Here is a 12,299-nt window from a genome sequence, read left to right on the forward strand (position 1 = left end):
GGCCGTCCTGGTGCGCTGGATCAGCGCTGGTTCTTCTTACTTGGCCGCCATCAGGGCGACCGTGGTGTCGAGCATGCGGTTCGAGAAACCCCACTCGTTGTCGTACCACGACGACACTTTCACGAGGCGGCCCGAGACCTTGGTCAGCGTGGAATCGAAATTCGACGACGCCGGGTTGTGGTTGAAATCGATGGAAACAAGCGGTTCCGTCTGGTATGTGAGGATGCCTTTCAGGGCGCCTTCCGACGCCGCCTTCAGCAAGGCGTTGACTTCGACTACCGTCGTGTCGCGGCTGGCAATGAAGGACAGGTCGACCAGCGACACGTTGATCGTCGGCACGCGCACGGCGAAACCGTCGAGCTTGCCATTCAGTTCCGGCAGCACCAGGCCGACAGCGGCCGCCGCACCCGTCTTGGTGGGAATCATCGAATGCGTGGCCGAGCGGGCGCGGCGCAAGTCTTCATGCATCACGTCGGACAGTACCTGGTCGTTCGTGTAGGCGTGCACGGTGGTCATCAAGCCCGATTCGATGCCGATGGCGTCGTTGAGCGGTTTGACTAATGGCGCGAGGCAATTCGTCGTGCACGAGGCGTTGGAAATGACCGTGTCCGATGCCTTCAAGACATGCTGGTTGACGCCGAACACGATGGTGGCGTCCACATCCTTGCCGCCCGGCGCGGAAATGATGACTTTCTTTGCCCCACCCTTCAGGTGGGCCGAAGCTTTTTCCTTGGTGGTGAAGAACCCCGTGCATTCGAGCACCACGTCGACGCCCAGTTCGCCCCAAGGGATCAGCGCCGGGTCGCGCTGCGCGAAGACGCGGATGCGGTCGCCGTTGACGAGCATGTTCTCGCCATCGATGGTGACGACGCCGGGAAACTTGCCGTGCACCGTGTCGTAGCGCGTCAGATGCGCATTCGACTTGGCGTCGCCCAGGTCGTTGATGGCGACGATCTCGATATCCTGCTGCTTGCCGCCTTCATAAAACGCCCGCAAGACGTTGCGGCCGATGCGGCCATAGCCATTGATGGCAACTTTGATGGTCATGCTGTCTCCTTGATCTTGTTTGAATGAATCAATTAACCGCTATTGCGAAGGCCTGCGGCGATGCCGTTGATCGACAAATGAATGCCCGTGCGGGCCGCCGCATCCTGCTTGCCCTCGCGGAAACGTTTCAGCAGTTCCACCTGCACGTGATTGAGCGGGTCGATATACGGGAAACGGTTGCGTATCGAGCGCTGCATCAGCGGGTTGGCCTGTTGTAACTCTTCCTGGCCCGTGATCAGCTTCAGGGCGTCCAGGGTGGCCGCGTATTCGCTGCGGATGCGCGTAAAGATGGCGTCGCGCAAGGTTTTATCCTTGACGAGTTCCGCATATTTGCCAGCAATGGCGATATCGCTCTTGGCCAGCACCATATCCATGTTCGACAGCAAGGACGTAAAGAAGGGCCAATCCGTGTACATGCCGCGCAGCACGTCCGCGCCGTCGGCGGGATGGGAGGCCAGGTAGGCTTGCACGGCGGAACCGAAACCGAACCAGCCCGGCAGCATCAAGCGGCATTGGGCCCAGCTCAGGACCCAGGGAATGGCGCGCAAATCCTCGATCGAGGTCGATTTCTTGCGCGAAGCGGGACGGCTGCCGATATTCAGCGCGGCAATCTCGGCAATCACGGTCGATTCCCAGAAGTACTGTTCGAAGCCTTCCGTGCCGTAGACGAGGTCGCGGTAGGCGTTCAGGGCAGTGCCTGACAGCTCTTCCATGGCGGCCAAATGGCCCGCGCCGGCCGACGCCTTCGGCTGCAACTGCGCCTGCGGCAGCAGGGTCGACTGGATGGTCGCGGCCACCAGCACTTCCAGGTTGCGGCGCCCCACTTCCGGGTTCGCATACTTGGCCGTGATGACTTCGCCCTGCTCCGTCAGCCGGATCTGGCCCTGCACGGCGCCGGCCGGCTGGGCCAGGATGGCTTCGTAGCTGGGTCCGCCGCCACGGCCGACGGAGCCGCCCCGGCCGTGGAACAAACGCAGCTTGATCTGGTATTGCTTGAACACGGTCACCAGCTCGATCTCGGCCTTGTAGAGTTCCCAGCCGGAGGTCAAGAAGCCGCCATCCTTGTTGCTGTCGGAATAACCAAGCATGACTTCCTGCTGGTCCGCGCGCGAAGCCAGCAAGCCCCGGTAGAACGGCAAGCCGAAGGCGCGCGCCATGATGGCGGGGCCGGCGCGCAAGTCATCGATGGTTTCGAACAGGGGAATGATGTTGACGTCGACTGCGCGGCTGTCCTGGCGCAGCAAGCCCACTTCCTTGAGCAGCAAGGCCACTTCCAGCAAGTCCGACACGCTGGCCGCCTTCGAGATGATGCAGTTCGGCACCGATTCCTTGCCGTATTTCACATGCGCGTCGCGCACGGCGCGGAAAATGTCGAGCTCGGACGTCGTTTCTTCCGAGTACTGCGCATACGGCGACGCCAGCAGGCGCGGCGACTCCAGCTCGGCCAGCAGCAAGCTGATGCGCTGCTCTTCATCGAGGTCCAGGTAGACGAGACCCGGCTGGGCGCCGGCGAACAGTTCGCCCACGACGCGCTCGTGCACGTCGGAATTCTGGCGCAAATCGAGCGGCGCCAGCGAAAAGCCGAACACCTTGACGGCCCGGCGCAGCTGGCGCAGGCGGCCCCGCGCCAGCGCGCGCAAGCCATTGCTGACGAGCGAATGCTGGACCACGTCCAGGTCGGCCAGCAGCTCGGCGGCGGCCGCGTAAGGCTGCACGCCTTCGGCTTGCTTGCCCTTGCCAGACAGCACCACGCGCGTGCTTTCCAGGCGCGCATGGATGCCATGCAGGGCGCGGCGGTACGGCTCGTCGACCCGGTGCGGCGAGGCATCGGCCGAGCGCTCTGCCAGCGCGCGCAGCGGCTCGCTGCAGGCGTTCAGGATTTGCGCCAGCGACAGTTGCGAAGCGAGCTTGCGCAATTCGCCGAGGTAAAAATCGAGCACCTTGTCCGCCTGCGTCTGCAGGGTGCTGCGCAGGATGTCGGCCGTCACAAACGGGTTGCCATCGCGGTCGCCGCCTATCCAGCTGCCGACTTTCATAAAATTGGGCAATTCCGCATCTTCCCAGCGGGCATCGCGCTGGGCCAGCATAGTTTCCAGCGAGGAATACAGTTTCGGCAATTCGCGCAGGATCGTGTGGTCATAGAACGACAGGCCGTTGGCCACTTCATCCATGACGGACAGTTTGCTTGTGCGCAACAAACGCGTTTGCCACAGGGTCACGATGCCGCGGCCCAGCGCTTCTTCGTTCTGCTCGGCTTCCTCGGGCGTCATTTGCACGCGGTCGCGCTCGCTCAACAGGCGCGCGATGGCCATCTGGCAATTCTGGATGCTCTTGCGCTGCACTTCCGTCGGATGCGCCGTGAACACGGGGCTGACGAACGCGTCTTCAAAGAACGTTTCCAGCGCATCGGCCTTGCCCGCGTCGAACACATTGCCGACGGCATGGCTGAGACTACCCTGGCGCGGCGGCGAACCGGCGATCAGATGGGCGCGCGTGCGGCGGATGTGGTGTTGATCTTCCGCAATGTTGGCCAGCAGCGAGAAATAGCTGAAGGCACGCGTCAATTGCGTGGTTTCTTCCTGCGACAGCGCTTGCAGCGCGTCCGACAGCTGCGCGCGCGCCGCTTCGTCATGGTCGCGGCGGAAACGGATGGCCAGCTGGCGCACATGTTCGATGCGCTCGAAGGCGGGATCGCCCAGGTGGTTGCGGATGGCGTCGCCCAGCAGACGGCCCAGCTGGCGGATATCGCTGCTCAGCAGCTCGTCTTTCACTTCATTCATTTGCATGGTATTCATTTCCTGGGGCGGCCACGGCGGCACCGCACAGATTGCGTAGTACGCGCTTCCCGTCCCGGGAAACGCCCATCATCCGATTTGTAGTAAATTTACCTTATTGTCTCACCATCCTCTTGATTTTAATCAATCAAATCCATGCTCAAAGGGCTTTACAGGTTATGCAAGCTGTTTACCAGGGCAACAATATGAAAATTTACTACGCATTTAATCGAAAGGCAATCAACTTTTGTCTTTTCAGGCTGAAAAGTGACGACGCAATACACATGGCCCGCGCTCTCCTGTATGCTGCGGATGAAACAAGGATGTCATCCACATCTTATGAACGAACCCCATGCGACTGACTGCCTACACTGACTACACCCTGCGCACCCTGATGTATTTGGGCGTGCACCGCGACCGCCTCGTGACCATCCAGGACATCGCCGACCTGCACGCGATTTCGAAGAATCATTTGATGAAGGTGGTGCACCAGCTGGGCCTGTCAGGCATCGTGGAAACGGTGCGTGGACGCAACGGCGGCCTGCGCCTGGCGCGCGACCCGGCCGAGATCAATATCGGCACGATCGTGCGCGAGACGGAAAATGATTTTTTCATGGCGGAATGTTTTAACAAGGAAAACAATACCTGCCCCCTGACGCCCGATTGCCTGCTGAAGGCCAAGCTGGGCCAGGCCACGGCCGCCTTCCTGGCCGTGCTCGACACGGTGACCCTGGCCTCGATACTCGAAGCGACACCGGGCGCGACGGCGCTGGCGCCAGGCGTGATTCCCCTGCGCGTGGCCAGCTAAGCGCGCCAAAAACAACAATGCCCGGCGAACCGGGCATTGTTTCCTGCAGTAATTACCTACGACATCAATGCGCGCTGGCGCCTGCCGCGCCGATGCCCGTCTCCGAACGCATTTGCTGCGCTTCGTAGCCGGCGCGGTCGATGCGCGCGCGCGGGCTCTTGTCGAGCACGGAGAACAGCCAGATGCCGACGAAGCCTGCCGTCATCGAGAACAGCGCCGGCGAAGCGTACGGGAACAGCGCTTCACCATGGCCGAGCACGTCGACCCATACGGATTTCGACACCACCGTCAGCACGACGGCCGTGGTCAAGCCCAGGAAGCCGCCGATGGTGGCGCCCCGCGTGGTGCAGTCCTTCCACAGCACCGACATGAACAGCACGGGGAAGTTGGCCGAGGCGGCAATGGCGAAGGCCAGCGACACCATGAAGGCGATATTCTGCTTTTCAAAGGCGATGCCCAGCACCACGGCGATGATGCCCAGCACAATGGTGGTCACGCGCGACACTTTCAGTTCGCTGGCGCCCGTGGCCTTGCCCTTCTTGATGACGGTGGCGTACAGGTCGTGCGACACGGCCGACGCGCCCGACAGGGTCAGGCCGGCCACGACGGCCAGGATGGTGGCGAAGGCGACGGCCGACATGAAGCCGAGGAAGACGTTGCCGCCCACGGCCTTGGCCAGGTGCACGGCCGCCATGTTGTTGCCACCCAGCAATTTACCGGCCGCATCCTTGAACTCGGGATTGGTGCTCACCAGCACGATGGCGCCAAAGCCGATGATGAAGGTCAAAATGTAGAAGTAGGCGATCCAGGTGGTGGCCCAGAACACGGACTTGCGCGCTTCCTTGGCGCTTGGCACCGTGAAGAAACGCATCAGGATGTGCGGCAAGCCGGCCGTACCGAACATCAGCGCCATGCCGAACGAGATGGCCGAGATCGGGTCCTTGATGAAGGAACCGGGGCCCATGATGGCTTCCTTGGTGGCATGCACGTCCACGGACTTGGCGAACAGCGCTTCCGGGCTGAAGTTGAACTGCGCCAGCACGGCCACGGCCATGAAGGTGGCGCCGCCCAGCAGCATCACGGCCTTGATGATCTGCACCCAGGTGGTGGCCGTCATGCCGCCGAACAGCACGTAGATCATCATCAATGTACCGACCAGCACGACGGCGATCCAGTATTCGAGGCCGAACAGCAGCTTGATCAGCTGGCCCGCGCCCACCATCTGCGCGATCAGGTAGAAGGCCACGACGACGAGGGTGCCGGAGGCCGAGAAAATGCGGATAGGCGCCTGCTTGAAGCGGTAGGCGGCCACGTCGGCAAAGGTGTAGCGGCCCAGGTTGCGCAGGCGCTCGGCCATCAGGAAGGTGATGACGGGCCAGCCGACGAGAAAGCCGATGGCGTAGATCAGACCATCATAGCCGTTGAGAAACACGGCGGCGGAAATGCCAAGGAACGATGCGGCCGACATATAGTCGCCCGCGATGGCCAGGCCGTTCTGGAAGCCCGTGATGCCGCCGCCGGCCGTGTAGAAATCGGACGCCGACTTGGTCTTCTTGGCCGCCCACTTGGTGACGAACAGGGTGAAGATGACGAAGACGGCGAACATGATGATGGCCGTCCAGTTGGTGGGCTGCTTGACTGCCTGGCCCAGGTCGGCGCCGGCCGCCAGCACGCTGCCGCTGGCGCCTGCCAGCAGGGCCAGCGCCGCGAGGCAGGAAAGCTTGCGTTGTGTCAATGCGGCGCCGTTCATGCTTGCACCCGTGCCTGGATGGCGCTGGTCAGGTCGTCGAATTGCTTGTTGGCACGACGCACATAGATGCCGGTAATCACCACGGTAAACACGATGACGAACAGGCCGATCGGCATGCCCCAGGTCATCACGCCGGCGCCGGTTTTGGCGGCAAGAAATTCCTTGTCGAACGCGATCAGCAGGATGTAGCCGTAGTACACCAGCATCATCAGGCCCGTCAGGGCCCAGCCGAAGCGCGAGCGCACCTTGACCAGCTGATGATAATTGGGGTCGCGCTTGATTTGTTGCACAAGATCGTCATGCATGGTGTTGCCTCCGTTATGTAAAAGCTGCTCTTTTCTTGTCGAGCTTGGCTTCACAATACGGCGCGAGGCTTACCCGCCCCTTACGGCGCGGTTTTTTTCTCGCACGGGCAACACATCACTTGCAGCAAGGTCAGTTCAGTGCGGAAGCGGGGCCGAAGAACTCGTAATGGGTCTGCGCTTCCGGCACGCCCAGTTCGCGCAGATAGCCTTTCATGGCGCGCATGAACGGCTGCGGTCCGAGGAAATACGCATCGACGTCGCGCGATGCGGGCAGCCAGCTGCCCAGGCTGTCCTTGTCGAGCAGGCCGACGGCGTCCGGCGCGGCGGCGCCCGGCGCGGCCTGCTCGCCGGCGTGTTCCGCATAACAGTAGTAACGCTTGAGCTGGGGATGCTGCGCGGCCAGTTCATCGATCTGCGCACGGAAGGCATGCACGCCCTGATGGCGCGCCGCGTGGATGAAATGCACGGGACGCTGGCCGCGCAAGGCCGCCGTCAGCATGGCCAGCGTCGGCGTGATGCCCACGCCGCCGCTGATCAGCACCAGCGGCTTGTCGCCGTCCCGCAGCACGAAGTCGCCCGATGGCGGCGTCAGCTGCACGGTGTCACCCGCCTGCACGGCATCGTGGAAATAAGTCGACACCTTGCCGCCCTGCTCGCGCTTGATGCTGATGCGGTAAGTCTGGCCATTGCTGGCGGCGGACAAGGAGTACTGGCGGCGCATGGGCACGCCGTCGACCGTCGCCACCACGCCGATATATTGACCTGGCGCAAAGTCGAGCACGGGCTGGCCATCGGCCGGCGCCAGCAGGAAGGATGTGATCTCCTCGCTTTCCACCGTCTTGCTGCGCACTACAAAGTCGCGTGCGCCGCTCCAGCCGCCCGGCGCGGCCGCTTGCGCCTTGTAGATGCGCCCTTCCTCGCCGGCCAGGATGTCGGCCAGCTGGCCGTAGGCCGCGCCCCAGGCGTCGATGACGGCGTCGCTGGCGACCTCTTCTCCCAGCACTTCGCGGATCGCCTGCAGCAGGCTGGCGCCCACCAGCGGATAGTGTTCGGCGCGGATCTGCAGGGCCACGTGCTTGTTGACGATGGTCGACACCAGCTCGCCCAGCGCGTCGAGCCGGTCGATATGCTTGGCGTACATCAACACGCCATTGGCCAGCGCCCGCTGCTGGTCGCCGCTGTGCTGGTGCGCCTGGTTAAAGTACGGCAGCACTTCGGGATGGTCGCGGAACAGGTTCTTGTAGAAATGGCGCGTCAGCGCTTCGCCGCCCTGCTCGAGGATGGGGACGGTGGCCGTGATGATGGCGCGTTGTTCTTGGGTCAGCATGTGGAATTCCTTTAGATATATGGGCAGGCGGTTTTCAGGCCAGTGATTCAATGGCGGGATAAAGATCGTGGTCCTCGCGCCGCATGCGCTGGAACAGCGCGTGCAGCACGGTATTGGCTTCGCTGCGGAAAGCTTCCGGTTCGGCAGCCAGGCGCACGGGGGTGTTCCAGCGGCCGGCAAAGTCCAGATAGGCGCCGGCGATGCCGTGCATCTCGTTTTCATACGCGCGCCCCAGCTGGGCCACGCTGGCCACGCCGGACGCTTGCGCGGCCGGATACAGGTAGCGCTGCTCGACGGCCAGGTGCAGCTTGATCAAGCCGCTCATGGCGATGATCTGCCCGGCAATGGCCTGGGCCTGGGCGGCAACACCGCCGCGCACCAGCCGGCGCAAGTCATCGATGGCGGCCAGGATGGCCAGGTGCTGCTGTTTGAATTTGTCGATATTCATGGCGTTCTTCTCTGATGGAGTGGCTGCAGTGTAGCGGAATCTCTTTAAACATGCAAATCACATACATCTTTAAACTGAAAAGTTTCCCATAAGAATGTTGATTGAGCCAGGCCATTATGTGCGTGAGAGAACATAAAGAAATGGCGATGCCTGCCTATAATTTCCTATCGACAGACCGGACCTGGCCACCTGCGCATGCGGCGCAAGGCAGACCGCCCGGCGCCTCCACTCCCGTCAAGGATGAACATGAAGAACAACAAGAACGACAAGAACGGCATGGGCCAGACGCAACTGCTGGCCGCCATCATCGGCCAGCACCACGAGCAATTGCTGGAAGGCTGGATGGCGGATCTGATTGCCCGCCTGGTGCGGCGCGACAAGATCGCGGAAAACGAGCTGCGCCAGCAAGCCGGGCAATTCCTGCCCCTGCTGGCGCGCGCGCTCGAAAGCGGCGACGCCTTCGATATCGAAGGCAACGCCTGGGACGATACGCGCCAGCTGCTCAGCGAAATGTCGCAGTCGCGCGTGCGCCAGGGCTATTCGCCGATCGACACGGCCAGCTTCGTCTTTGCGCTGAAGGAACCGCTGTTCGCCTACCTGCGCAAGGAAATCACGGCCCAGCCCGAGCAGCTGGGCGACGCCATCGTCGCCACCAGCAAATTGTTCGACGAACTGGGCCTGCTCACCATTGCCATCTACCAGAAGGCGCGCGAACAGGTGATCCTGCGCCAGCAGCAGGAGTTGCTGGAACTGTCCACGCCCGTGGTGCAGCTATGGCAAAACGTGCTGGCCCTGCCCCTGATCGGCACCCTCGACAGCGCCCGCACGCAGGTGGTGATGGAAAGCCTGCTGCAAAAGATCGTCGACACGGGCGCGCTGATCGCCATCATCGACATCACGGGCGTGCCCACCGTCGACACCCTGGTGGCGCAGCACCTGCTGAAAACCATCGCCGCGGCACGCCTGATGGGCGCAGACTGCATCATCAGCGGCATCCGCCCGCAGATCGCGCAAACCATCGTGCACCTGGGCGTGAACCTGGAAGACGTGATCACCAAGGCCACCCTGGCCGACGCCTTCGTCGTGGCCCTGAAACGCACGGGTTCCACCATCACCTACCAGCAGCAACAACACTGAGGCGCCTATGGAAAGAATCCCCATTTTACGCATGGGCCGGCTGCTGCTGGTGACGATACAGGTGGACATGCATGACCGCCTGGCGATGACCCTGCAGGATGACCTGACCACGCGCATCGTCAAGGACCGCGCCACGGGCGTGCTGATCGACATTTCCGCACTCGACATCGTCGATTCCTTTATCGGCCGCATGATCAGCAACACGGCGGCGATGGCGAAGATCCTCGACGCGCACACGGTGGTGGTCGGCATGCAGCCCGCCGTCGCCATCACCCTGGTGGAACTGGGGCTGACGCTGGACGGCGTGAGCACGGCGCTCAACGTGGAACAGGGCATCAAGCTGCTGGAACGGGGCAGCCTGTGGGCTTGAGTCCCGCCTGGCAGCCGTCGCGCGCCACGGCACGGGAAGGGGCGCAGGTGCTGCCCCTGCTCAGCGATGAAGATGTCGTGCGGCTGCGCCGCCAGGTGCGCGACAGCATGGTCGCCATGGGCTTTGGCCTGATCGAGCAGACCAAGATCATCACGGCGGCCAGTGAACTGGCGCGCAACACCCTGCGCTACGGCGGCGGGGGCGAGGCGCGCATCGTGCACGTGCGCGAAGGCCTGCGCCAGGGGCTGGAGCTGAGTTTTGTCGATGCGGGACCCGGCATCGACGATATTTCCCTGGCCCTGTCCGATGGCTACACCAGCGGCGGCGGGCTGGGACTGGGGCTGGGCGGCGCCAAGCGCCTGGCCGACGCCTTTCACATCGACACGGCGCCCGGATCGGGCACCACTGTCACCATCGCGAAATGGAAGCTGTTTTGAACCACCTGGAACCACCGCCTGACATCCTCAGGCAACGAAGCTTCCCCATCGGCGAACCGAGCGAGATCGCCGCGGCGCGCCGCGCCGGCACCGAGCTGGCGCGGCGCATCGGTTTCGACGACGTGCGCGCAGGCCAGCTGGCCATCGTCATCAGCGAGGCGGCCACCAACATCGTCAAGCATGCGCAGCGTGGCGAAATCCTGCTGCGCAAGGTGCTGCGCGGCGGCACCAGCGGCATCGAAGTGCTGGCGATCGACAGCGGTCCCGGCATCGGCAACGTGCGCCAGCACATGCAGGATGGCCACTCCACCACGGGCACGTATGGCGTGGGACTGGGCGCGATGCGCCGCCTGAGCCAGGAATTCGACCTGTATACGGCGCCCGGCAAGGGCACCGTGCTGATGATGGTGGTGTGGGGGCCGCACGCCAGCAGCGCCATCCCCCCCAGCCCGAACTGGCAGATCGGCGCCGTCTGCCTGCCGCTGGCGTCGGAACAGGTGTGCGGCGACGCCTGGAACGTCGTCTGCGAAGGCCATGAACTGAGCCTGATGGTGGCCGACGGCCTGGGCCACGGCCCGCTGGCGGCCAGGGCGTCGGAAACGGCCAGCGCCCTGCTCGAAAACAGCACGCCCGGCCTGCCGCCCCTGCCGGCGCCCTTCATCGAACTGGCGCACGGCGCCCTGCGGGCCACGCGCGGCGCGGCCCTGGCCGTGGCGCACATCGACAGCGCGCGCCGCGAACTGCGCTACTGCGGCGTGGGCAACATCGCCGCCTGCGCCTTCGACGCCCACCAGCGCCGGCATCTGCTGTCGCATAACGGCATCGTCGGCAGCAATCTGCGCAAGCTGCAGGAATTCCGCCACCCGTGGCAGCTGGGCACGACCCTGATCATGCATTCGGACGGCCTGCACACGCGCTGGGACCTGGAACAGTATCCGGGCCTGGCGCAATGCCACCCCAGCCTGGTCGCCGCCGTGCTGTACCGCGATTTTGCGCGCGGGCGCGACGACGTCACGGTGGTGGTGCTGCGCGAACATGAAGAACATCAAGCTGTAACGGCAGAAGGGACAGGTGCGGCATGACGCAACGCATATTAACCGCCAATATCGCCAGCGAACTCGATGTGGTGGGGGCGCGCCAGCGCGCGCGGCAGATCGCCGGCCTGTGCGGCTTCGGCGTGCAGGACCAGGTGCGCATCGCCACGGCCGTATCGGAACTGGCGCGCAACGTCTACAACTACGCGGGCAGCGGCAAGATCCACTTCGCCATCGACGGACAGACGGCGCCGCAGGTGTTCACCATCCGCATCGAGGACCAGGGGCCGGGCATCGCCGGGCCGCAGCTGCAGCACATCCTGGCCGGCAGCTACCGCTCGCCCACGGGCATGGGCCTGGGCATCCTCGGCGCGCAGCGCCTGATGGACCGCTTCCACATCGACAGCGCGCCGGGCGCGGGCACGCAGATCACCCTGCAAAAGCTGTTCCCGCGCGAGGCGCCCCTGCTCGACGGCCAGAGCATCGGCGCGCTGGGCGGCAGCCTGCAGGCGCTGCCGCCGGACATCACCCTGGCCGAAGTGCAGCAGCAGAACCGCGAGCTGCTGGCCACCCTGGCCGAACTGAAGACGCGCCAGGACGATTTGCTGCAACTGACGCGCGAGCTGGAGGACACCAACCGGGGCGTGGTGGCGCTGTACGCGGAACTGGACGAAAAGGCCGACCACCTGCGCCGCGCCGACCAGATGAAGTCGCGCTTCCTGTCGAACATGAGCCATGAATTCCGCACGCCGCTCAGCTCCATCCGCGCCCTGTCCAAGCTGCTGCTCGACCGGGTCGACGGCGAACTGTCCGGGGAACAGGAAAAGCAGGTACTGTTCATCCTGCAGGGCGCCGTCAGCCT

11 protein-coding genes and 1 pseudogene are annotated in these 12,299 nt (G+C 63.6%); 6 read left to right on the forward strand and 6 right to left on the reverse strand.

Translation table 11 applies throughout. The features are described 5' to 3' along the window. Positions 1-36: 36 nt before the first annotated feature. Entirely contained in the window at positions 37-1,047 is a 1,011-nt protein-coding gene (gene gap / locus BXA07_RS23210; RefSeq protein WP_076571280.1) for a type I glyceraldehyde-3-phosphate dehydrogenase, read from the reverse strand. Positions 1,048-1,079: 32 nt separating this feature from the next. Next, entirely contained in the window at positions 1,080-3,833 is a 2,754-nt protein-coding gene (gene ppc, locus BXA07_RS23215) for a phosphoenolpyruvate carboxylase (protein WP_212592355.1), read from the reverse strand. Between the two features lie 340 nt (positions 3,834-4,173). Here ppc and BXA07_RS23220 point away from each other — a divergent pair, with 340 nt between their 5' ends. Further along, positions 4,174-4,629: an RrF2 family transcriptional regulator gene (locus tag BXA07_RS23220; RefSeq protein ID WP_076571282.1), complete on the forward strand. Its 456-nt coding sequence runs from the start codon at positions 4,174-4,176 to the stop codon at positions 4,627-4,629. 64 nt (positions 4,630-4,693) lie between these two features. Here the strand turns inward: BXA07_RS23220 and BXA07_RS23225 are convergent, their stop codons facing one another. The 4 genes from BXA07_RS23225 to BXA07_RS23240 form a co-directional block, all read right to left on the reverse strand. Beyond that, a complete protein-coding gene (locus BXA07_RS23225) occupies positions 4,694-6,379 on the reverse strand; it encodes a cation acetate symporter (protein WP_076571284.1) in 1,686 nt (561 codons plus the stop codon). Next, entirely contained in the window at positions 6,376-6,684 is a 309-nt protein-coding gene (locus tag BXA07_RS23230; RefSeq protein WP_070291452.1) for a DUF485 domain-containing protein, read from the reverse strand. Before BXA07_RS23230 ends, BXA07_RS23225 begins: the two co-directional genes overlap by 4 nt. Positions 6,685-6,814: 130 nt before the next feature. Further along, entirely contained in the window at positions 6,815-8,011 is a 1,197-nt protein-coding gene (hmpA, locus tag BXA07_RS23235) for an NO-inducible flavohemoprotein (protein ID WP_076571286.1), read from the reverse strand. A 34-nt stretch (positions 8,012-8,045) separates the two neighbouring features. Then, on the reverse strand, positions 8,046-8,459 hold the full coding sequence (locus BXA07_RS23240) for a hemerythrin domain-containing protein (protein WP_076571288.1): 414 nt from the start codon (positions 8,457-8,459) through the stop codon (positions 8,046-8,048). Positions 8,460-8,705: 246 nt separating this feature from the next. Between BXA07_RS23240 and BXA07_RS23245 the strand changes: the two genes are divergently transcribed. The 5 genes and pseudogenes from BXA07_RS23245 to BXA07_RS31425 all read left to right on the forward strand — a co-directional run. Beyond that, positions 8,706-9,596 carry an STAS domain-containing protein gene (locus BXA07_RS23245; RefSeq protein ID WP_076571435.1) on the forward strand — a complete coding sequence of 297 codons (891 nt, stop codon included), beginning with the start codon at positions 8,706-8,708 and terminating at the stop codon, positions 9,594-9,596. A gap of 7 nt (positions 9,597-9,603) precedes the next feature. Further along, on the forward strand, positions 9,604-9,966 hold the full coding sequence (locus BXA07_RS23250; protein WP_076571290.1) for an STAS domain-containing protein: 363 nt from the start codon (positions 9,604-9,606) through the stop codon (positions 9,964-9,966). Next, positions 9,963-10,403 carry an anti-sigma regulatory factor gene (locus BXA07_RS23255; protein ID WP_076571438.1) on the forward strand — a complete coding sequence of 147 codons (441 nt, stop codon included), beginning with the start codon at positions 9,963-9,965 and terminating at the stop codon, positions 10,401-10,403. Before BXA07_RS23250 ends, BXA07_RS23255 begins: the two co-directional genes overlap by 4 nt. Then, entirely contained in the window at positions 10,400-11,485 is a 1,086-nt protein-coding gene (locus BXA07_RS23260; protein WP_244556379.1) for an ATP-binding SpoIIE family protein phosphatase, read from the forward strand. The genes BXA07_RS23255 and BXA07_RS23260 overlap by 4 nt, the downstream gene beginning before the upstream one ends. Beyond that, positions 11,482-12,288: pseudogene (locus BXA07_RS31425) on the forward strand (ATP-binding protein); the annotation flags it as partial. The gene BXA07_RS23260 and the pseudogene BXA07_RS31425, both read left to right, overlap by 4 nt. Between the last annotated feature and the right edge of the window lie 11 nt (positions 12,289-12,299).

Source organism: Janthinobacterium sp. TND4EL3 (assembly GCF_900156175.1).
In the GTDB taxonomy this organism is placed as follows: Bacteria; Pseudomonadota; Gammaproteobacteria; order Burkholderiales; family Burkholderiaceae_D; genus Janthinobacterium.